Annotated in this window: 20 protein-coding genes; 16 read left to right on the top strand and 4 right to left on the bottom strand. The window is 67.2% G+C overall.

What is annotated here, in order from left to right; all coding sequences use genetic code 11:
* The first annotated feature begins 30 nt into the window (after window positions 1-30).
* From SR870_RS21785 to SR870_RS21755, 7 genes are all read left to right on the top strand, one after another.
* Window positions 31-1,707: a bifunctional metallophosphatase/5'-nucleotidase gene (locus SR870_RS21785; RefSeq protein WP_322515580.1), complete on the top strand. Its 1,677-nt coding sequence runs from the start codon at window positions 31-33 to the stop codon at window positions 1,705-1,707.
* A 209-nt stretch (window positions 1,708-1,916) separates the two neighbouring features.
* Complete coding sequence (locus SR870_RS21780) at window positions 1,917-2,846, top strand: histone deacetylase family protein (protein ID WP_322515579.1); 930 nt, start codon at window positions 1,917-1,919, stop codon at window positions 2,844-2,846.
* Between the two features lie 74 nt (window positions 2,847-2,920).
* Window positions 2,921-3,172 (top strand): exodeoxyribonuclease VII small subunit, encoded by a 252-nt coding sequence (locus SR870_RS21775; protein ID WP_322515578.1) that lies wholly within the window; start codon window positions 2,921-2,923, stop codon window positions 3,170-3,172.
* Between the two features lie 511 nt (window positions 3,173-3,683).
* Window positions 3,684-5,600, top strand: coding sequence for a 1-deoxy-D-xylulose-5-phosphate synthase (gene dxs, locus SR870_RS21770; protein WP_322518345.1), 1,917 nt, complete (start codon window positions 3,684-3,686; stop codon window positions 5,598-5,600).
* A gap of 212 nt (window positions 5,601-5,812) precedes the next feature.
* The gene (locus SR870_RS21765; protein ID WP_322515577.1) at window positions 5,813-6,553 is read left to right on the top strand and encodes a TlyA family RNA methyltransferase; all 741 of its coding nucleotides are present in this window, start codon (window positions 5,813-5,815) and stop codon (window positions 6,551-6,553) included.
* Window positions 6,554-6,622: 69 nt separating this feature from the next.
* Window positions 6,623-8,035: an MATE family efflux transporter gene (locus tag SR870_RS21760; RefSeq protein WP_322515576.1), complete on the top strand. Its 1,413-nt coding sequence runs from the start codon at window positions 6,623-6,625 to the stop codon at window positions 8,033-8,035.
* Window positions 8,036-8,081: 46 nt separating this feature from the next.
* Complete coding sequence (locus tag SR870_RS21755) at window positions 8,082-9,320, top strand: RNA methyltransferase (RefSeq protein ID WP_322515575.1); 1,239 nt, start codon at window positions 8,082-8,084, stop codon at window positions 9,318-9,320.
* A gap of 213 nt (window positions 9,321-9,533) precedes the next feature.
* On the opposite strand, the gene SR870_RS21750 is transcribed toward SR870_RS21755, so the two are convergent.
* Together SR870_RS21750 and SR870_RS21745 are read right to left on the bottom strand one after the other, a co-directional pair.
* Window positions 9,534-9,944, bottom strand: a complete 411-nt coding sequence (locus SR870_RS21750) for a cell division protein ZapA (protein ID WP_322515574.1) — start codon at window positions 9,942-9,944, stop codon at window positions 9,534-9,536.
* Window positions 9,941-10,276, bottom strand: a complete 336-nt coding sequence (locus SR870_RS21745) for a DUF4164 domain-containing protein (RefSeq protein ID WP_322515573.1) — start codon at window positions 10,274-10,276, stop codon at window positions 9,941-9,943. The genes SR870_RS21750 and SR870_RS21745 overlap by 4 nt, the downstream gene beginning before the upstream one ends.
* Window positions 10,277-10,462: 186 nt before the next feature.
* On the opposite strand from SR870_RS21745, the gene tkt reads away from it, so the two are divergent.
* The 9 genes from tkt to SR870_RS21700 all read left to right on the top strand — a co-directional run bounded on the left by tkt (window position 10,463) and on the right by SR870_RS21700 (window position 19,526).
* The gene (gene tkt, locus SR870_RS21740; RefSeq protein ID WP_416221104.1) at window positions 10,463-12,568 is read left to right on the top strand and encodes a transketolase; all 2,106 of its coding nucleotides are present in this window, start codon (window positions 10,463-10,465) and stop codon (window positions 12,566-12,568) included.
* Between the two features lie 124 nt (window positions 12,569-12,692).
* Window positions 12,693-13,700, top strand: coding sequence for a type I glyceraldehyde-3-phosphate dehydrogenase (gene gap / locus SR870_RS21735; RefSeq protein ID WP_322515571.1), 1,008 nt, complete (start codon window positions 12,693-12,695; stop codon window positions 13,698-13,700).
* A 173-nt stretch (window positions 13,701-13,873) separates the two neighbouring features.
* Complete coding sequence (locus SR870_RS21730; protein WP_322515570.1) at window positions 13,874-15,070, top strand: phosphoglycerate kinase; 1,197 nt, start codon at window positions 13,874-13,876, stop codon at window positions 15,068-15,070.
* Window positions 15,071-15,158: 88 nt separating this feature from the next.
* On the top strand, window positions 15,159-15,434 hold the full coding sequence (locus SR870_RS21725) for an antitoxin MazE family protein (protein ID WP_322515569.1): 276 nt from the start codon (window positions 15,159-15,161) through the stop codon (window positions 15,432-15,434).
* Window positions 15,431-15,754 carry a type II toxin-antitoxin system PemK/MazF family toxin gene (locus SR870_RS21720; RefSeq protein WP_011443336.1) on the top strand — a complete coding sequence of 108 codons (324 nt, stop codon included), beginning with the start codon at window positions 15,431-15,433 and terminating at the stop codon, window positions 15,752-15,754. Before SR870_RS21725 ends, SR870_RS21720 begins: the two co-directional genes overlap by 4 nt.
* 70 nt (window positions 15,755-15,824) lie before the next feature.
* The gene (locus SR870_RS21715; protein WP_322515568.1) at window positions 15,825-16,859 is read left to right on the top strand and encodes a class I fructose-bisphosphate aldolase; all 1,035 of its coding nucleotides are present in this window, start codon (window positions 15,825-15,827) and stop codon (window positions 16,857-16,859) included.
* 5 nt (window positions 16,860-16,864) lie between these two features.
* Entirely contained in the window at window positions 16,865-17,536 is a 672-nt protein-coding gene (locus SR870_RS21710) for a thiamine phosphate synthase (RefSeq protein ID WP_322515567.1), read from the top strand.
* Between the two features lie 3 nt (window positions 17,537-17,539).
* Entirely contained in the window at window positions 17,540-18,637 is a 1,098-nt protein-coding gene (locus SR870_RS21705; protein ID WP_322515566.1) for a tetratricopeptide repeat protein, read from the top strand.
* Window positions 18,638-18,737: 100 nt separating this feature from the next.
* On the top strand, window positions 18,738-19,526 hold the full coding sequence (locus SR870_RS21700) for an inositol monophosphatase family protein (protein ID WP_322515565.1): 789 nt from the start codon (window positions 18,738-18,740) through the stop codon (window positions 19,524-19,526).
* Between the two features lie 391 nt (window positions 19,527-19,917).
* Here SR870_RS21700 and SR870_RS21695 read toward each other — a convergent pair whose 3' ends face one another.
* Both SR870_RS21695 and ubiU read right to left on the bottom strand, forming a co-directional pair.
* Complete coding sequence (locus SR870_RS21695) at window positions 19,918-20,838, bottom strand: U32 family peptidase (protein WP_322515564.1); 921 nt, start codon at window positions 20,836-20,838, stop codon at window positions 19,918-19,920.
* A 96-nt stretch (window positions 20,839-20,934) separates the two neighbouring features.
* Entirely contained in the window at window positions 20,935-21,912 is a 978-nt protein-coding gene (gene ubiU / locus SR870_RS21690) for a ubiquinone anaerobic biosynthesis protein UbiU (RefSeq protein ID WP_322515563.1), read from the bottom strand.
* Between the last annotated feature and the right edge of the window lie 3 nt (window positions 21,913-21,915).

The raw sequence follows: 21,915 nt of genomic DNA, 5'->3' as shown, positions 1-21,915 counted from the left end.
CCGCGCGAAGCGTAGCACACCGGACACATAATGACCTATTTGAAACGTCGCCTCGCCCTGCTCGCGCCCGTGTTGGCGCTGGCGCTCGCCTCGACCGCGCTCCGCGCCGACGATGCGGCGACGCCGGTCGAGCTGCGGATTCTCGCGATCAATGATTTCCACGGCTATCTGCAGCCGCCGCCGGGCGGCCTGGCGCTGCCCGACCCGTCCGATCCGGAGAAGAAGATCAGCGTGCCGGCCGGCGGCGCCGAACACATGGCCACGCTGGTGAGGCAGTTGCGCGCCGGACACCCCAACAGCATCTTCGTCGCCGCCGGCGATCTGATCGGCGCCAGCCCGTTTTTGTCGGCGATGTTTCACGACGAGCCGACGATCGAATCGATGTCGCTGATGGGGCTGGCGCTATCAGCGGTCGGCAATCACGAATTCGACGAGGGCCGGACCGAGCTCATGCGGATGCAGCACGGCGGCTGCCACCCGGTCGACGGCTGCCTCGGCCCGCATCCGTTTACCGGGGCGAAATTCCAGTATCTCGCCGCCTCCACCGTAGATACCGCGACCGGCAAGCCCCTGCTGCCGGCGACCGCAGTGCGTGACTTCGGCGGCATCCCGGTCGGCTTCATCGGCCTGACGCTGAAGACGACGCCGACCATGGTGTCGCCGCCGGGCGTCGCCGGGCTGCAGTTCAGGGACGAGGCCGAGACCGTCAACGAACAGGTCGCCGAACTGAAGGCGCGCGGCATCGAGGCGATCGTGGTGCTGATTCACGAGGGCGGCTTTCCGAGCGGCGGCATCAACGACTGTCCGGGAATCTCCGGGCCGATCGTCGAGATCGTCAGGAAATTCGACAAGGCGGTCGACCTGGTGATCAGCGGCCACACCCACCGCGCCTACACCTGCACGATCGACGGCCGGCTCGTCACCAGCGGCGACAAATACGGCACGCTGGTCACCGCGATCGACCTCGTGCTCGATCCGACCACGCGCGACGTCGTCAGCGCCAAAGCGGACAATGTCATCGTCAGTACCGAAAAGCTGGCGAAGGACCCGGCGCAGACCGCGCTGATCGACAGCTACGACCGGCTCGCCGGACCGATCGCGGCGCGGCCGGCCGGCCGCGTCACCGCATCGCTGTCGCGGATGCCGAATGCGGCCGGCGAAAGCGCGCTCGGCGATCTGGTCGCCGACGCCCATCTCGCCGCCACGCGCGATCGCGAGACCGGCGGCGCCGAGATCGCGATCACCAATCCGGGCGGCTTGCGCGCCGATATCAACGCCGCGGAAGATGGAAAGGTGACGTTCGGCGACGTGTTTGCGGCGCAGCCGTTCCGCAATCAGCTCGTGACGATGACGCTGACCGGCGCGCAGATCATGGCGGCGCTGGAGCTGCAATGGCAGGATCCGGCGCGGCCGCGCATCCTGCAGGTGTCGCGCGGCTTCAGCTATGCGTGGGACAATACCGCCGCACCCGGCGCGCGCATCGTGGCGGGTCGGACGCTGCTGCACGGCAAGCCGATCGCCGCCGAACGCAGCTACCGCGTCACGGTCAACGCCTATCTGGCCGCCGGCGGCGACGGCTTCACGCCGTTCACGCAGGGCGCCGACCGCCTGACCGGCGTCTACGACGTCGACGCCCTGTTCGGCTATTTCCGGGCGCACAGCCCGATCGCGCCGGCGCCGCTGGATCGGATCTCGCGCGTGAACTGAGCGGCCGCGCGCGTATCACGCAAACGTGGTGAACGGATCGCCACCGCACGCGTGCTGATCATGCGGCATTTTCTTTCGCCGGGGCGGTTTCCACTTTGCCGAAAGATGCTCTAAGCCTTAAGCTGCCCTTTCGCGACAGGCGGCGGATAACTAGGTTGATCTGAAGTTATTGTCATCATCACGCATCGGACGTTTCAGGCGCTCCCCGCATGACCACGCTCTTTCTGACCCATTCCGCGTGTCTCGAGCATCACACGCCGGAAGGGCATCCCGAACGCGCCGAGCGGCTGATCGCCGTCAACGAGGCGCTGACCGCGGAGCGGTTTTCGATGCTGTCGCGCGGCGAGGCGCCGATCGGCTCGCTCGAGCACATCGCGCTGTGCCACACCGATCACCACATCGTCGAGATGCGCCACATGGCGCCGTCGACCGGCATCGTCTATGTCGACGGCGACACCTCGATGTCGCCGGGCACGTTCGAAGCCGCGTTGCGCGGCGTCGGCGGCGCGGTCTCGGCGGTCGACGCGGTGATGAAGGGCTCGGCCGCGAACGCCTTCGTCGCGACCAGGCCGCCGGGCCACCACGCCGAAGTCACCAAGCCGATGGGCTTCTGCTTCTTCGGCAACGCCGCGATCGCGGCGCGCTATGCGCAACGCAAATACGGCATCGAGCGCGCCGCGGTGGTGGATTTCGACGTCCACCACGGCAACGGCACGCAGGACATCTTCTGGGGCGACCGCACCGTGATGTACTGCTCGACGCATCAGATGCCGCTGTTTCCCGGCACCGGCTCGGCCGGCGAGCGCGGCGAGCACGACAACATCGTCAACGCGCCGCTGGCCTCGGAAGACGGCGGCAAGGAATTCCGCTTCGCGTTCGAGACCGTGATCCTGCCGCAGCTCACGCGCTTCGCACCGGAACTGATCGTGATCTCGGCCGGCTTCGACGCGCACTACCGAGATCCGCTGGCGAGCCTCAATCTCAAGGCGGAGGACTTCGCCTGGGTGACGCAGAAGCTGATGGACGTCGCCGACAAGACCGCGGGCGGCCGGATTGTCTCGGTGCTCGAGGGCGGCTATGACTTGCAGGGCCTGAGTGAATCGGTCGCCGCCCATGTCGGCGCCCTGATGGGCGCCTGAGCGGCGCCTCCGCCTCAACGCCCCACAACAACAACAAGCCGCCGGCCGCGCCGCGGCGCATCCAGGAGCCGCCGATGGCCGACGCCGCCCCCGCCGATGTCAGAAAGCTGAGCTTCGAGCGCGCGATGGAGGAACTCGAAACCATCGTCAAGCGGCTCGAGGACGGCAAGGTTCCGCTCGAAGAGTCGGTCGCGATCTACGAGCGCGGCGAGGCGCTGAAGCGCCGCTGCGAAGAACTGCTGCGCCAGGCCGAAGCCCGCGTCGACAAGATCACCACCGACGCCCAGGGCCAGCCGGTCGGAACCGAGCCGCTCGACGTCCAGTAGACTTTTCGGGCGAATGCGGGCCCGGATCGGGCGGACGGCGGCGCATATCAGGTTCCCGCCCGCCGTTCAGGAAACCGACAGCTTCGCGGGCGTTACCTTACCTGAGACTGAGGTGCCCAATTTGCGATCTCGAGACCGTGACCGGCAAGCCACAGCCCGTTCCGGAAAGTCGTGGATCAACCTTATTGGCCGAAAGTTTACGCAGGCTGGCTAGGCGCTAGGCGGCCGATGGTTGGCTTTGAATTCAGCTTTGTGTAAAGGTATGAACTTATGTGCCGCGCCTGACACAAATGCCAGATGGCAGTGTCAGGTTCGGTGGACGTGTGCTGCCGCAATAAAGTGATCCAGATCACTTCGACTGAACGAGGCGCACCTTACGCTTCGATCGTTGATTTTCTCCTGACCAAGGAGGCGGAAGCCAGGTGGGCTCCCGTGAATTGGACAAGTTCGGACCATTCGTCGCGGGCCTCACCACCCCCATAGTCAAGACTGGAAGATCGCCGTGACCGATTTGAGTAAAACTCCGCTTCTCGACACCATCCGCACGCCGGAAGATCTGCGCAGGTTGCGGGTCGATCAGGTCCAGCAGGTTGCCGACGAATTGCGGCAGGAAACCATCGACGCGGTCTCGGTCACGGGCGGCCATTTCGGCGCCGGCCTCGGCGTCGTCGAACTGACCACCGCCATCCATTATGTCTTCGATACCCCGCGCGACCGCCTGATCTGGGACGTCGGCCACCAGGCCTATCCGCACAAGATCCTGACCGGCCGCCGCGACCGCATCCGCACGCTGCGCACCGCCGGCGGCCTGTCCGGCTTCACCAAGCGCACCGAGAGCGACTACGATCCGTTCGGCGCTGCGCATTCCTCGACCTCGATTTCCGCCGGCCTCGGCATGGCGGTGGCGCGCGACCTCGCCGGCGCCAACAACAACGTCATCGCGGTGATCGGCGACGGCTCGATCTCGGCCGGCATGGCCTACGAGGCCATGAACAACGCCGGCGCGATGAATTCCCGTCTTATCGTCATTCTCAATGACAACAACATGTCGATCGCCCCGCCGGTCGGCGCGATGTCGGCCTACCTGTCGCGGCTGTATTCGGGCAAGACCTACCGCTCGCTGCGCGAGGCCGGCAAGCAGATCGGCAAGCATCTGCCGAAGCTGATCGCCGATCGCGCCGCCCGCGCCGAGGAATATTCCCGCGGCTTCATGATGGGCGGCGGCACGCTGTTCGAGGAACTCGGCTTCTATTATGTCGGCCCGATCGACGGCCACAACCTCGACCACCTGCTGCCGATCCTGCAGAACGTCCGCGACGCCGAGACCGGCCCGTTCCTGATCCATGTCGTCACGCAAAAGGGCAAGGGCTACGCCCCGGCGGAAGCCGCGTCCGACAAATATCACGCGGTGGTCAAGTTCGACATCGCCACCGGCACCCAGGCCAAGGCCAAGTCGAACGCGCCGTCGTATCAGAACGTGTTCGGCCAGAGTCTGGTCAAGGAAGCCGCCAAGGACGACAAGATCGTCGGCATCACCGCGGCGATGCCGTCGGGCACCGGCATCGACATCTTCGAGAAGTCGTTCCCGGATCGCACCTTCGACGTCGGTATCGCCGAGCAGCACGCGGTGACCTTCGCGGCCGGCCTCGCCACCGAGGGCTTCAAGCCGTTCTGCGCGATCTACTCGACCTTCCTGCAGCGCGGCTACGACCAGATCGTCCACGATGTCGCGATCCAGAGCCTGCCGGTGCGCTTCGCGATCGACCGCGCCGGCCTGGTCGGCGCCGACGGCGCCACCCATGCGGGCTCGTTCGACAACGCTTATCTCGGCTGCCTGCCGAACTTCGTGATCATGGCGGCCTCCGACGAGGCCGAGCTGGTGCACATGGTGGCGACGCAAGTCGCGATCAACGACCGGCCGAGCGCGGTGCGCTATCCGCGCGGCGAAGGCCGCGGCGTCGAGATGCCGGATGTCGGCGTGCCGCTGGAAATCGGCAAGGGCCGCATCGTCCGCCAGGGCAACAAGGTGGCGTTGCTGTCGTTCGGCACCAGGCTCGCCGAATGCGAGAAGGCCGCCGAGGAGCTGGCGACGCTCGGCCTCTCCACCACCGTCGCGGACGCGCGCTTCATGAAGCCTCTCGACGTCGATCTGGTGCTCAAGCTCGCCAACGAGCACGAGATCCTGATCACCATCGAGGAAGGCTCGATCGGCGGCTTCGGCAGCCACGTGATGCAGACGCTGGCCGAGCACGGCAAGCTCGACGGCGAGGTCAAGATGCGGGCGATGGTGCTGCCCGACGTGTTCCTCGACCACGACACCCCGGCCGCGATGTACGCCGCCGCCGGCCTCGACGCCAAGGCGATCGTCAAGAAGGTGTTCGAGGCGCTCGGCAAGGACGTCGCGACCGAGACAGTGAAGCTGGCGTAAGCTCGCCGCGACGCTTCCGACCCTCTTCACCCTCCCCTGGAGGGGGAGGGTGATGTTCGCGGCGACCGCTAACTTTCAGGTGCGAATCGCCGCCACGCGCGGGGAGAGTTGTACTCAACGCTCTGACGGATCATGAAGATCCACCTCGTCGCTGCCGATGTCCTGCACCCGACGCTCTGGAGATCGGCGATGACGTTCCCATCGGGCTGAGCATGGCCAAGCCGACCGATTCATCGCCCCGCAAACGCGCCGACGTCGTGCTGGTCGAGCGCGGGCTGTTCGAGAGCCGGGCGCGCGCGCAGGCGGCGATCGAGGCCGGGCTGGTGTTCGCCGACGGCAAGCCGGTGACGAAAGTGTCCGAACAGATCCCGCGCGACGCCGCGCTCGACGCGCAGCCGGCGCATCCCTGGGTGTCGCGCGGCGGCGTCAAGCTCGCCGGCGCGCTGGAGCGCTATCCGATCGCCATCGAGGACCATGTCTGCCTCGACGTCGGGTCTTCCACCGGCGGCTTCACCGAGGTGCTGCTCGCCGAAGGCGCGGCGCTGGTGTTCGCGGTCGATGTCGGCCGCGATCAGCTACATCCGTCGCTGCGCGGCCATCCGAAGATCGTCTCGATGGAGGAAACCGACATCCGCAGCCTGGAGGGCAAGCGGCTGCCGCAGCGGCCCGACGTGGTGGTGATCGACGCCAGCTTCATCTCGCTGAAACTGGTGCTGCCGGCCGCGCTGTCGCTGGCGGCCGCGCCGATGACTCTCTTGGCGCTGATCAAGCCGCAATTCGAGGTGCCGTCGAAACACGGCATCGTCCGCGACGCCAAAGCGCATCGCGCCGTGATCGACGACGTCACCGCGTTCGCCGCCTCGCTCGGATGCACCGATATCGTCGTGTTCGCATCATCGATCGCCGGCGGCGACGGCAACGCCGAGTTCTTCCTCGGTGCACGCAGAGGTTGAATTTCGGATTTTCACATACTGCAATCCGACGGTCACACTGCAGCCGCAAGTTCGGCTATTGTGCGCGCCATGACCTCCTCGGATTTGCCTCTCGCCGCCGGCGCCCGCGCGCCGGCGCAATCGCCTGCGTGGCGGACTGAAATCGTCGAGACGCTGTGGCTGGCGGTGCCGATGGCGCTGACGCAGCTCGGCCAGATCGCGATGATGACGACCGACCTCGCGCTGATCGGCCGGCTCGGCGATTCCGCCGTGGCCGCGGCGGCGCTCGCCCATACGGTGCTGTTCATCGCCTTCATGCTCGGCATCGGCCTCGTCTCGGCGGTGGCTCCGCTGGCGGCGCAGGCCTATGGGGCGCGCGCGCCGCGGCAGGTCCGCGCGTCGCTGCGGGTCGGGCTGTGGGCGGCGGTGATCGCAGGCATCCCGCTGACGCTGAGCCAGTTCTGGGGCGAGGAATTGCTGCTCGCCGCCGGCCAGGAGCCGCAGGTGGCGCAACTCGCCGGGCGCTATCTGCACGGGCTGGCGTGGTCGCTGGTGCCGGGCTGGATCTTCATCGCGCTGCGCAGCTTCATGGGCGCGGTCAACCGGCCGGAGCCGGCGCTGTGGATCATGTTCGCCGCGGTGCCGCTGAACGGCGTGCTGGCCTATGCGCTGATCCACGGCGCATTCGGGCTGCCGCAGCTCGGCATTTTCGGCGCCGGCCTCGCCACCAGCATCATCTCGATCGCGATGAGCATCGCCGCGGCGGTGGCCTGCGTGACGCTGCAGCCTTTCCGCAAGTATCAGGTGTTCGGCGAACTGGCGCGGTTCGACGGCCCGCTGATGAGGCGGCTGCTCGCGCTCGGCCTGCCGATCTCCGGCGCCTCCGTGCTCGAATACGGCGTGTTCGGCGCCGCCGCACTGCTGATGGGCCAGATCGGCACCACCGCGCTCGCGGCACATCAGATCGCCCTGCAGATCGCGGCGATCATGTTCATGGTGCCGCTCGGCATCTCGCTCGCCGCCACCGTGCGCGTCGGCCATGCGATCGGCCGCCACGATCCGGCCGGCGCGCGCCGCGCCGGCTTCACGGCGATCGGACTCGGATTCGTCTTCATGGCCTTGATGACGCTGCTGGTGGCGCTGACACGGCACGAGATTCCGCAGATCTTTCTCGGCGACTCCGCCACCGCTGTGGAGACCGCGCAGCTCACCGCGTCGCTGCTGCTGGTCGGCGCCAGCTTCTTCATCGCCGACGGCCTGCAGGTGGTCGCCAACGGCGCGCTGCGCGGCAAGAGCGATACGCGGATCCCGCTGCTGTTCGCCGTGCTGGGGTTCTGGGTGATCGGCTTTCCGTTCAGCTATCTGCTCGGCTTCCCCGGCGGCTTCGGCCCGTTCGGCGTCTGGATCGGCCTCGCGATCGGGCTTGCGGTCTATGCGGCGCTGCTGGTGGCGCGATTCCATCTGCTGACGCGCGCGCCGCAGCCGGCCGTGGCGCCGGGCTGATCAGTTCCGGCTTTACGCCCCGGCGCGCGAGGCCTATCGAGTCGACATGACCGAAACCCTCGCAATCGATCACGTCGGCCACCGCGGCGACGGCGTCAGCCACGCTGGCGGCGGCGCGGTGTATGTGCCCTATGCGCTCGCCGGCGAGACGGTCGAGACCGAGCCGGTCGCCGGCCATCCCGACCGCCGCAAATTGCTCCGCGTCGAGACCGCGAGCCCGCAGCGGATCGAGCCGTTCTGCCCGCATTTCGGGGTTTGCGGCGGCTGCGCGATCCAGCACTGGCAGAGCGATGCGTATCAGGCCTGGAAGCGCGACCTCGTGGTCGAGACGCTGGCGCAGGCAGGGATCGACTGCGCCGTCGCGCCGCTGATCGACGCCCATGGCGCCGGCCGCCGCCGCATCACGCTGCACGCCCGCAAGGGCACCCACGACGTGCTGAAGGTCGGCTTCAGCGCCGCCGCGAGCCACGACGTGATCGCGATCGATCATTGCCCGATCCTCGACCCGGCGCTGGATGGCGCGATCGAGGCGGCGTGGGCGCTGGCGGAAGCGCTGACCCTGATCGGCAAGCCGCTCGACATCCAGGTCACCGCCGCCGAGAACGGGCTCGACGTCGACGTCCGCGGCTCCGGTCCGCTGCCGCCGAAGATGATCGGCGCATTGTCGCTGCTCGCTGAAAAACACAGGCTGGCGCGGCTGACGCGGCACGGCGAGCTGGTGCTGATGCGGACGCCGCCGACGATCGCGATCGGCAGCGCGCGGGTGACACTGCCGCCGGGCGCATTCCTGCAGGCCACCGCGCTCGGCGAACAGACGCTGGCGGAGCTGGCGCTCTCCGAGATCAAGCGCGCCAAGCTCATCGCCGATTTGTTCTGCGGCGTCGGTCCGTTCGCGCTGCGGCTCGCGACCAAGGCGCGGGTGATCGCCTATGACAGCGACGCGCCGGCGGTGGCCGCGCTGCAGAAGGCCGCGCAGGCGACGTCCGGGCTGAAGCCGATCAAGGCGGAGCCGCGCGACCTGTTCCGCCGGCCGCTGGCGCCGCCGGAGCTGCTCGATTTCGACGCCGTGCTGTTCGACCCGCCGCGCCAGGGCGCGCAGGCCCAGGCCGCCCAACTCGCCGCCAGCCGCGTGCCGCTGATCATCGCGGTGTCGTGCAACGCGCAGACCTTCGCGCGCGACGCGAAGCTCCTGATCGACGGCGGCTATCGGCTGGAGAAGCTGACCCCGGTCGATCAGTTCAAGTACACGCCGCATGTCGAGCTGGTGGCGGTGCTGCGGAAGTAATTTGGAGGCGCGCGCTTCGACCCTCGCCCCGCTTGCGGGGAGAGGTGAAGGCTGCGGCTCTCGAATGTTGTGTCGTTGATCATGTCATTCCGGGGCGCGAGCGGAGCTCGCGAACCCGGAATCTCGATGTGCTCTGAACCTCGGGATTCCGGGTTCACGCGCTGTGCGCGTGCCCCGGAATGACGTAGTTGAGTGTCGGGTCGAGAACGCGAACTACCCGATCGCGATGCCGCCGCCGATGGTGCGGTTCAGGACTTGCGTGGTGCGTTCGATGCGCTCGGCGGCCGAGTTGAGCGCAGCGGCGACGGCGCGGTTCGTCGTCACGGTGCGGTCGACCGACTGGCTGCGGTCCTCGCGTAGCGCCTCGACTTCCTGCTCGAGCGCGGCGAGGCGGCTGTGCGCGTCGAGCAACTCGTCGGCCATCATCAGCGCGGCCATCACCGTCAGCCGCGCGTCGCCGATCTCGCCGAAGCGGCCGCGCAGGCTCTGGATCCGGCTTTCGAGATTGTCGGCGAGGCCGAGCAGTTGCGGCTCCTGCCCCGGCTCGCAGGCCATGCGATATTGCCGGCCGTTGATGGTGACGCCGACATGATTGGCGGAGGCGGCCGCGTCCTTCGGATTCATGACGGCTCCTCCTCGTCGGCCGGCTCGGTGTCGAGCACGGCGCGGATGGTGCCGATCGCGGCGTCGAGCCGCTGCGCGATCTCGCGATTGGTGCGCTCCAGCTTGCGGGTGCGCACCAGCGACCCGTCGAGTTCGTCGGCGAGGCGCGAGCGGTCGGCGCCGAGCGCCTGAATCCGCGACGCCAGCTCGTCCTCGTCGCGATCGGCCTCGGCGCGACGTTCCACCGCGCTCTCCAGCGCCTCGAGCGCCGCCGCAAGACGACGCGCCGCCGCGACGATCTCGGTCGGAGCCTGATCGGCGCTGATGGAACCGGGGACGGGACGATCGGTCATGATGTGTCGCAAGACCCTCGCAGCTTCGGGCGTCCAAATAAAACCACGGTCAGACAAGCCTTTAGAGCGCGAAATTTACGTGGCAAGAGAGCCGAGCGCAACGCCGCTGCTCAGCTATGCACCACAAAGCGCGTCCCAATGCCGCCGGCTGAGGCCGCGACCTTGGACTCGATGGTATCGGGTGCTATGCCGAATTGGCTTCCGGGCTCCCGGCCCCCATCTGTTCATGACCATGCCACACCGGCACGGCACGCTCCGCTCCCAGCGAAGTGCAGGCAACAACACGATTTCAGGCGGTTACACATGGCACAGGTCGATCATTCCCGTATGGCGAACGCAATCCGGGCACTGGCGATGGACGCGGTGGAGAAGGCCAAGTCCGGTCACCCCGGCCTGCCGATGGGCGCCGCCGATGTCGCCACGGTGCTGTTCACCGACTTCCTGAAATTCGACGCCGCCGATGCGCACTGGCCGGATCGCGACCGCTTCATCCTCTCCGCCGGCCACGGCTCGATGCTGCTCTATGCGCTGCTGTACCTCACCGGCAATTCCGAGCTGACGCTCGACCAGATCAAGGCGTTCCGCCAGCTCGACTCCCGGACGCCCGGCCATCCGGAAAACTGCATCACCGATTCCGTCGAGACCACCACCGGCCCGCTCGGCCAGGGCGTCGCGTCCTCGGTCGGCACCGCGCTGGCGGAGCGGCTGCTGGCCGCGGAGTTCGGCGAGATCGTCGATCACTATACCTACGTGCTGTGCTCGGACGGCGATCTGATGGAAGGCGTCAGCCACGAGGCGATCGCGCTGGCCGGTCATCTGAAGCTGTCGAAGCTGATCTTCCTCTACGACGACAACGGCATCTCGATCGACGGCCCGCTGACGCTGACCGACAATGTCGACCAGGTCGCGCGCTTCCAGGCGCATGGCTGGAATTCGATGCGGATCGACGGCCACGATCACAAGGCGATCGCCGAGGCGATCAAGGCCGCGAAAGCCTCCGACCGGCCGACCATGATCGCCTGCAAGACCACGATCGGCTTCGGCGCGCCGACCCGGGCCGGCACCTCCAAGGCGCATGGCGAGCCGCTCGGCGCCGAAGAGCTGGCCGGCGCCAAGAAGGCGCTGGGCTGGGACTACGGCCCGTTCGAAATTCCGGACGACGTGCTGCAGGCCTGGCGCGCGGTCGGCAGCAAGGGCGCCAAGGCGCATGGCGCGTGGCAGGCGAAATTCGACAAGATGGACAAGGAGCTTCGCTCCGAATTCCAGCGCCGGGTAATCGACCGCAAGCGCCCGGCGGCGCTGGACGGCGCGATCCGCAAGCTCAAGGACAGGCTGGTCGCCGAGCCGCAGACCATCGCCACCCGCAAGGCCAGCGAGCTGGCGCTGGAGGCGATCGTCGAGGTAGTGCCGGAAATGCTGCTCGGCTCCGCGGATCTGACGCCATCCAACAACACCCGCACCAAGCACGCCAAGGACGTCACCCCGGACGACTTCTCCGGCCGCTACATCCATTACGGCATCCGCGAGATGGGCATGGCGGCGGCGATGAACGGTATCGCGATGCATGGCGGCTTCGCGCCGGCCGGCGGCACCTTCATGTGCTTCGCCGACTACGCCCGCCCGTCGATGCGGATCGCGGCGCTGTCGCATGTGCCGGTGGTGTACATCATGACGCATGACTCGATCGGGCTCGGCGAGGATGGCCCGACCCATCAGCCGGTCGAGCACCTCGCCAGCTTGCGGGCGATGCCGAACATGCGGGTGTTCCGCCCGGCCGACCCGGTCGAGACCGCCGAATGCTGGCAGCTCGCTCTGGAGAACACCAAGGGCCCGACCGTGCTGGCGCTGTCGCGGCAGAATCTCACCCCGGTGCGGACCAGCAAATCCGACGACAACCGTTGCGCCCGGGGCGCCTATGAGCTGATCGCCGCCGACGGCAAGGCCAGCGTCACCATCTTCGCCACCGGCTCCGAGGTCGAAATCGCGGTCGCGGCGCACAAGTTGCTCGCCGACAAGGGCATCAGCGCCCGCGTGGTGTCGGTGCCGTCGCTCGATCTCTTGCTGCAGCAGGACGACGCGACCCGCAAGGCGATCATCGGCGACGCGCCGGTCAAGGTCGCGGTCGAGGCCGCGGTACGGTTCGGCTGGGACGCGGTGATCGGCCCGGACGGCGGCTTCGTCGGGATGTCGAGCTTCGGCGCCAGCGCGCCGGCGAAAGATCTGTACAAGCACTTCGGCATCACCGCCGAGGCGGTCGCGGAGGCTGCGTCAAGCCGCCTCGGCGGCAAGTAAGGCTTTGATCTGAATCATGATCGAGCGGATTGCAACCGCTCGGTATTCAGGGCATGAAACCGCACAAGTACGGGGTCGCCCCCGTCACAACAATTGAAAATCACTAGCAGCGAGGAGAATTTGGATGGCAGTCCGGGTCGCGATCAATGGGTTTGGCCGTATCGGCCGCAATGTTCTGCGGGCGATCTACGAATCCGGCCGTAAGGACATCGAGGTCGTCGCGATCAACGATCTCGGTCCGGTCGAGACCAACGCCCATCTGCTCCGCTTCGACTCCGTGCACGGCCGCTTCCCGTTCGAGGTCAAGGTCGACGGCGACAGCATCGACATCGGCCGCGGCAAGATCAAGGTCACGGCGATCAAGGACCCGTCGGCGCTGCCCTACGCCGACGTCGGCGTCGACATCGCGATGGAATGCACCGGCATCTTCACCGCGCGCGACAAGGCCGCCGCGCTGCTGACCGCGGGCGCCAAGCGAGTGCTGGTCTCGGCCCCGTCGGATGGCGCCGATGCGACCATTGTCTATGGCGTCAACCACGAGACGCTGACCAAAGACCACATGGTCGTCTCGAACGGCTCGTGCACGACGAACTGCCTCGCCCCGGTCGCCAAGGTGCTGAACGACACCGTCGGCATCGAGACCGGCTTCATGACCACGATCCACGCCTACACCGGCGACCAGCCGACGCTGGATACGATGCACAAGGATCTGTATCGCGGCCGCGCCGCCGCGATGTCGATGATCCCGACCTCGACCGGCGCCGCCAAGGCGATCGGCCTGGTGCTGCCCGAACTGAAGGGCAAGCTCGACGGCGTCGCGATCCGCGTGCCGACCCCGAACGTCTCGGTGGTCGACCTCAAGATCATCGCCAAGCGCGCCACCACCAAGGAAGAGATCAACGAGGCGATGAAGCGCGCCGCCGATCAGGAGCTCAAGGGCATCCTCGGCTACACCTTCGCGCCCAACGTCTCGATCGACTTCAACCACGACCCGCATTCGTCGACCTTCCACATGGACCAGACCAAGGTGCAGAACGGCACGCTGGTGCGGGTGATGTCGTGGTACGACAACGAATGGGGCTTCTCGAACCGCATGGCCGACACGGCTGTCGCGATGAGCAAGCTGATCTGACGATCTGGTACTCGTGAACTCATGGTTCGAGACGCGGGCTGCCGCCCGCTCCTCACCATGAGGACGATAGGCGCGAGGAGCGTTTCTCCTCGCCGCGAGCGCAACCCCTCATCCTGAGGAGCCGAGCGAAGCGAGGCGTCTCGAAGGATGAGCTTCAAGGCATCGGGCTCATCATGACCAAATCATTCCGCACCCTCGACGACGTCGATGTCAAAGGCCAACGCGTGCTGCTGCGCGTCGATCTCAACGTGCCGATGGATTCCGGCAAGGTGACCGACACCACGCGGCTCGACCGCGTGGCACCGACCATCACGGAGATTTCCGCCAAGGGCGGCAAGGTGATCCTGCTGGCGCATTTCGGCCGGCCGAAGGGGCGCGACGACAAGAATTCGTTGAAGCCTGTCGCGGCTGCACTGGCGCAGGTGATCAAGAAGCCGGTTGCTTTCGCCGAGGACTGCGTCGGCGAACCCGCCGCGAAGGCGATCGCCGCGATGCAGGACGGCGATATCCTCTGCCTAGAGAACACCCGGTTCCATCCTGAAGAGGAAAAGAACGATCCGGCCTTCGTCGCCAAGCTCGCCGAGCTCGGCGACATCTGGGTCAACGACGCGTTCTCGGCCGCGCATCGCGCCCACGCCTCGACCGAGGGCCTCGGCCACAAGCTGCCGGCCTATGCGGGCCGCACCATGCAGGCCGAGCTGGTGGCGCTGAACAAGGCGCTGGAAGCGCCGACCAAGCCGGTGATCGCGATCGTCGGGGGCGCCAAGGTGTCGAGCAAGATCGACCTCCTGGAAAACCTCGTCACCAAGGTGCAGGCGCTGGTGATCGGCGGCGGCATGGCCAACACCTTCCTGCACGCCCAGGGCGTCAAGGTCGGTAAATCCCTTTGCGAAAAGGATCTGGCCGAGACCGCGCTGCGGATCATGAACAAGGCCGAGGCCGCCAATTGCGCGATCATCCTGCCGGTCGACGCCACCGTGGCGTATCATTTCGAGGCCAATGCGCCCTCCTTCGCCTATGGACTCGATGCCATCCCGGCCGAGGCGATGATCCTCGACGTCGGCCCGCGCTCGATCGAGCGCATCCATGCGGCGATCGACGACGCCGCAACATTGGTCTGGAACGGCCCGGTCGGCGCGTTCGAGCTGACGCCGTTCGACAAGGGCACGGTGGAAGCGGCCAAGCACGCCGCCCGGCGCACCAAGGCCGGCAAGCTGATCTCGGTCGCCGGCGGCGGCGACACCGTCGCGGCGCTGAACCACGCCGGCGTGGCCGACGATTTCACCTATATCTCGACTGCCGGCGGCGCCTTCCTCGAATGGATGGAAGGCAAGCCGCTGCCCGGCGTCGAGGTGCTGCGGGCGAAGTGACGAGGCTTTCGGCTGGCGTTCTCGCCTTGCGGATGTCTTCTGCGGGTCCTATGTTGCGTTACATGTAACGCTTCCGACGGAGGCCGCGATGGATAAGAAGGCCGACAAGCCCGCCAAGGGCAAGCGGGCGGCCACGATGGGCAGAGCCAAGCCGCGCAGCGCCAGCGCCGAACGCGTGCGGCGCCACCGCGAGAGGATGAAGGCGATGGGGTTGAAGCCGGTGACCATCTGGGTTCCGGATGTCGACACGCCCGAGTTCAAGGCGCAACTGGCGCGGGCCATCGACGTCATCAATGAGGACGAAGAAAGCCGCCGGGTTCTGGAAGGAATGCTGGAACTCGGCGACTTCAGCGACTGGCGATGATGTATGGCGAGCTGGTCACTGTTTCGCTGCGGGGCGAATACGGGAAACCCAGGCCAGCCTTGATCGTCCAGTCGAATAGATACTTGCATCTGAATTCCGTCGCCGTGCTGCCGCTGACGAGCTACCTGACCGACAGCGAGCCATGCCGCGTCTTGATCGAACCATCGTCGATGAATGGTCTGCGCGAACGCTCGCTCGTGATGGTCGACAAGCCCGCGACCGTTCTGCGCGAGAAGACCGGCCCCGTGATCGGCCGCCTCTCCCCCGAAGAAATCTCCGCGGTCAATCGCGCCCTCGCCATTTTCCTGGGCATTGTCTAAGACGCTCTGGACGTTCGAGACCCTTGCGGACCGCAAAACCAACCAAGAAACCACCCCAATGGAGAAGCCGATGAACCTCGCCGACCTGAACAAAATCGCCCGCGCCATGGTCGCGCCCGGCAAGGGCATCCTCGCTGCCGACGAATCCTCGGGAACCATCAAGAAGCGGTTCGACGTGATCGGCGTCGAGTCGACCGAGACCAGCCGCCGCGACTATCGCGAGATGATGTTCCGCTCGAAAGAGGCGATGAGCGACTACATCTCCGGCGTGATCCTGTACGACGAGACGATCTGGCAGAACGCCGCCGACGGCACGCCGCTGGTCAGGCTGATCGAACAGGCAGGCGCGATCCCCGGCATCAAGGTCGACGAAGGCACCCAGAAGCTGCCGGGCTGCCCGGGCGAGACCATCACCGCCGGCCTCGACAAGCTCGCCGAGCGGCTGGCGAAATACTACAAGCAGGGCGCCCGCTTCGCCAAATGGCGCGCGGTGATCGATATCGACGCCGCCGGGGGCGTCCCGACCCACACCGCGATCATGACCAACGCCCATGCGCTGGCGCGCTATGCGGCGCTGTGCCAGCAGGCGCAGATCGTGCCGATCGTCGAGCCCGAGGTGCTGATGGACGGAGCCCACGACATCGACACCTGCTACAACGTCACCGAATGGGTGCTGAAGGAAACCTTCCAGCAACTCTACTTCCAGCGCGTCGCCCTCGAAGGCATGATCCTGAAGCCGAACATGGCGGTCGCCGGCAAGAAGTCGGCGAAGCAAGCCGGCGTGCAGGAAGTCGCCGAGAAGACCGTGAAGCTGCTGAAGTCGTGCGTGCCGTCGGCGGTGCCGGGCATCGCGTTCCTGTCGGGCGGCCAGTCCGACGAGGACGCCACCGCGCATCTCGACGCCATGAACAAGATCGGCGGCCTTCCTTGGGGCCTGACCTTCTCCTACGGCCGCGCGCTGCAGGCCGCGCCGCAGAAGGCGTGGTCCGGCAAGGCCGACAACGTCGCGGCCGGCCAGGCTGCGTTCACCCACCGGGCGAAGATGAACTCGCTCGCCAGCAAGGGCGAGTGGTCATCCGACCTCGAAAGCAAGAAGGCCGCATAACGCCGATGGCCAAGCCTGCCCCGCCGCGCCCGGCGCCGCGCCTCTATCTCGCGACGCCGGTCGTGGACGATCCCGCATCCCTGCTCGCGGCGCTTCCGCAGTTGCTCGCCGCCGCCGACGTGGCGGCGGTGCTGCTGCGGCTCGCGCCATCCGACCCGCGCACACTCATCACGCGGATCAAGGCGGTGACCGCGGCGGTGCAGGCCGGCGGCGCGGCGCTGCTGCTCGACGGCCATGCCGATCTGGTGGCGCGCGGCGGCGCCGACGGCGCGCATCTGTCGGGGCTGGCCGCGATGCAGGAATGGCTGCCGCAACTGCAACCGTCGCGGATCGCCGGGGTCGGCGCGCTGGAGACGCGGCACGATTCCATGATCGCCGGCGAAGCCGGCGCCGACTATGTGCTGTTCGGCGAACCGGCCGAAGACGGCACGCGACCCTCGACCGAGGCGATCGCCGACCGACTGAACTGGTGGGCCGAACTGTTCGAGCCGCCCTGCGTCGGCTACGCGATCTCGCGCGACGAGGTCGGGGAATTCGCCGCCGCCGGCGCGGATTTCGTGCTGGTCGGCGACCACATCTGGGCCGAAGCGGACGGCGCGGCGGCGGCGCTCGCGGACGCCGAAGCGGCGCTGAAGCAGGGCTTCGCCGGCTCCGCGCCGGCGCCGGCGCAAGGATAATCCATGAAGGCGCTGCGCCCGATCTCGATCGCTGCGGCACTGCTGCTGCTCGCCACCGGCGCGTCGGCGCAATTGTCGCTGACGCCGTCGCCGCCGAATCCGTTTCCGAAGCCGCTCGAGCCGGAAAAGCCGAAGCCGCGGCCGAAGCCCGCCGCCCCCCCGGCCGACAAGGATCACGCGAAAAAGCCGGCCGCCGACAAGGCCGGCGCGGCGAAGCCGGGTGCGGCGCCGGAGAGCGCCGACGCGGTCGACCCCGACGACCCCAATGTCGATCTGGTCTATGGCGCGTATCAGCGCGGGTTCTACAAGACCGCCTTCGATCTCGCCCTGAAGCGCGCCCAGGAGCTGAACGATCCCAAGGCGATGACGATGCTGGGCGAACTCTACGCCAACGCGCTCGGGATCAGGCGCGACTACGACAAAGCGGTGCAATGGTACAGGCGCGCCGCCGATCTCGGCGACCGCGAGGCGATGTTCGCGCTGGCGATGGCGCGGATGGCGGGGCGTGGCGGCGGGCCGGCGAACCGCGAGGAAGCCGCCAAATGGCTGGCGTCCTCGGCCAAGCTCGGCGAGCCGAGGGCGGCGTATAATCTGGCGCTGCTGTATCTCGACGGCCAGACCTTCCCGCAGGACATCAAGCGCTCCGCCGAACTGCTGCGGGTGGCCGCCGACGCCGGCAATCCCGAGGCGCAATACGCGCTGGCGACCTTCTACAAGGAGGGCACCGGGGTGGAGAAGAACGTCGAGCAATCGGTGCGGCTGCTGCAGGCCGCGGCGGTCGCCGGCAATGTCCCCGCCGAGGTCGAATACGCGATCGCGCTCTACAATGGCACCGGCACGGTGAAGAACGAACCGGCCGCGGTGGCGCTGCTGCGCAAGGCGGCGCGGGCCAACAACCCGATCGCGCAGAACCGGCTGGCGCATGTGCTGTTCAGCGGCCAGGGCGCGCCGCGCGACCCGGTCGAGGCGATCAAATGGCACCTGGTCGCCAAGACCGCCGGCAAGGGCGACCTGATGCTCGACGAGGCGCAGGCCCAGCTCAGCCCCGAGGAGCGCGCCAAGGCCCAGGAGGCCGCGAAGAAATGGGTCGGCGGGAAATGATCCGGGGTTGACGCCATCCCCTGCGCAGGGCACCCCTTCGGAATAATCCCCCCAAGAACTTCATCCAGACCTGTCGCAGGTCGCCGCGAGTCCTCAGCCCATGATCCATTCCGCCCTCATCAACGTCATGGTCAAGGCCGCGCGCCGCGCCGGCCGCAGCCTCAAGCGCGATTTCGGTGAAGTCGAGAATCTCCAGGTCTCGCTGAAGGGCCCGGCGAATTTCGTCTCGCTCGCCGACAAGCGCGCCGAGGAGATGCTGTACGAGGATCTCACCAAGGCGCGGCCGGGCTACGGCTTCCTCGGCGAGGAAGGCGGCATCCGCGAGGGCGCCGACAAGAGCCACACCTGGATCGTCGATCCGCTCGACGGCACCACCAACTTCCTGCACGGCATCCCGCATTTCGCGATCTCGATCGGCCTGCAGCGCGAGGACACGCTGATTGCCGGGCTGATCTACAATCCGGCGACCGAGGACCTCTACATCGCCGAGCGCGGCAAGGGCGCCTTCGTCAACGACCGCCGGCTGCGCGTTGCCGGCCGCCGCGAACTGCACGACTGCGTCATCGCCTGCGGCCTGCCGCATCTCGGCCGCGGCGACTTCGCGCAGAACCAGCGCGAGATGGCGGCGCTACAGCCGAAGGTCGCCGGCCTGCGCCGGATGGGCACCGCCTCGCTCGACCTCGCCTTCGTGGCGGCCGGCCGTTTCGACGGCTATTGGGAACGCAACCTGTCGCCCTGGGACATCGCCGCGGGCATCGTCTTCGTCCGCGAAGCCGGCGGCACCGCCGGCGACATCAACGGCGGCGACCCGCTGAAGACCGGCGACATCGTCGCCGGCAACGAGATCATCCACGGCACGCTGGCGAAGATTTTGAAGCCGCTGAGCTGAGGCAGAGCGTGGCGCTCCTTCCTTCTCCCCTTGTGGGAGAAGGTGGCGCGGACGAAAGTCCGCGTCGGATGAGGGGTGAGGCAGGCGTCGTGCCCGCGGCCCCCTCACCCGGCTTCGCTACGCGAAGCCACCCTCTCCCACGAGGGGAGAGGGTTAGAGCCGTTCTGCTTTAGGTAGAATCAGGATTGATGATGCGCAGCCACCAGTACATCCTCATGGTGAGGAGGCGCGCAGCGCCGTCTCGAACCATGCGCCACCGGCACTGCGTTGCCCCATCCTGCGAGACGCCCGGCTTCGCCGGGCTCCTCAGGATGAGGACTCAGTGCCTCTGGAAAGGCCGGATTGCTTCAATCAATCGATGAAGCGTCTAGTCCGTGCCCGCGAACGGTTACTACGCCGCCGGCACGATCCGCCGCACGTCGCCCGAATCGGTGATGAACGCGGCGCCCGGCTTGGAGAACAGGAAGCCGTTGGACTGTTTCAGCGGGTAGATCGCCGACAGCTTCGCCGCACTTTCGCTCGCCGCCACCTTGCCGTCGATCGCGTCGCGGAACAATTGCGCCACCGCGACCATGTCGCATTGCTGCGGCGACAGCCGCATCGCGCCCGCGCCGGCGTCGCGTAGTTTGTCGATGTCGCCGAGCAGGCTGGCGCAGGTGTAGGACAGCGTCTGCACGCCGTTCATCGCCAGGAACGGCTCGTCGTCGAGCGTGGTCACCGCAAGCCCGTCGGGATCCTGGTCGCAGACGAATCGGCAATTGTCCTTCGACAGCTTGTTGAGCCGGGCGTGATAGCAGCGCGCCGAGATCGCCAGCGGCACGCGGCCGAACGAGAACACCTCGAACGTCACCTCGGGCAGCGACTGCGCGATCGCGCGGATCGCCGACAGCGGCAATTCCGGCGGCAGGCAAATTCTGGTCGCGCCGCGCGTCGCGAAATACTTCGCGGTGGCTTCGTTGTAGATGTTGACGAACGGGCCGATCGCATGCGGCTTGCCGCCGAGCATGCCCAGGCAGGTCAGGTCGTTGACCTCCATGGTGAGTTGATCGTCGCCGGCGAGTTCGAGCATCGCCTTGCGCTCGCGCGGCAGCGACATCAGCGTCAGCGAGCCCATCAGCACGGTCTTGCCGGCATTCGACAGCCGTTCGACCACCGCCGGGATGTGCGGTTCGAGGAACGGCGAGCGCTTCGAGCACACCACCTCGCCGACGATCACGACGTCGACCGGCGCTTCATCGGCGACGCGGAAATAGAAGTCGCGCCATGCCTCCGGCTTCCAGTTGTACAGCACCGGTCCGAGCGTGAGTTGCATGGGAATAGCCTCGCTGTGAGTTGGCGGCGTTGCGCTCGCTGCGCCGATCGTCGTTGTCGTCGGCGCTCTCAGCGCCAGATCTTTAGCGCCAAGTCTTTAGCGCCAAGTCTTCTTGTAGGCGCCGGTGGTGTTGGACTGACCTTCGCTGAGGCCGCGCAGCGCGTCGACCGGCAGCGGCCGGCCGTCGTCCAGCGCGCTCAGCACCTCCTTGAAGGTCTTCACCACGCGCTCGATATAGGCGCGGCCGCGCTGGCGGCCTTCGATCTTCAGCGCCGCGACGCCGGCGGCGCGCAGTTCCGGCAGCATGGTGGTGGCGTCGAGCGAGGCCGGGTCCTCGAACAGATAGCCGCAGCCCTCGTCGGTCTGGTAGCGGCCCTTGCACAGCGTGGGATACGCCGCCGCCTCGCCCTTGGCGAATTTGTTGATGGTGAAATCGCCGAGCCGCGACACCAGCGCGCCGTTCTCCTCGCGATACTGGATGGAGCCTGCCGGCGAGCAGACGCCGTCCATGTTCGGCGACTTGCCGGTGGCGTAGGACGACAGCGAACAGCGGCCCTCCTCCATCACGCACAGCCCGCCGAAGATAAACACTTCGGTCTCGCATTGGACCTCGCGGGTGATCGCCGCGATCTCCTGCACGCTGAGCACGCGCGGCAGCACCACGCGCTTGGCGTTGAAGCTGTCGACGTAGAACCGGATCGAATCCGCGTTGGCCGCCGCGGCCTGCACCGAAACGTGTAGGCGCTGCTGCGGATGGGTTTTGGCGCAGTAGTCCATCACGCCGACATCGGCGAGGATCAACGCATCGGCTTCGGCCTCGACCGCGTCGTCGACCGCGCGCTGCCACAGTTCGACATTGCCGGCGCGGGCGAAGGTGTTGATCGCGACCAGCACGTTGACGCCGTAGCGATGCGCGTGCGCGATCGACTCGCGCATCTCCTCGCGGCTGAAATTCAGCCCGGGAAAATTGCGCGCATTGGTTTCGTCATTGAAGCCGCAATAGATCGCATCGGCCCCCACCGCGACGGCATCGTGCAGCGCCGCGGGCGTGCCCGCCGGACAGATCAGTTCCATGCT

Origin of the sequence: Rhodopseudomonas palustris (assembly GCF_034479375.1) — a bacterium.
GTDB classification, from domain to species: domain Bacteria; phylum Pseudomonadota; class Alphaproteobacteria; order Rhizobiales; family Xanthobacteraceae; genus Rhodopseudomonas; species Rhodopseudomonas palustris_M.
This window is presented reverse-complemented; position numbering and strand designations above follow the sequence as displayed.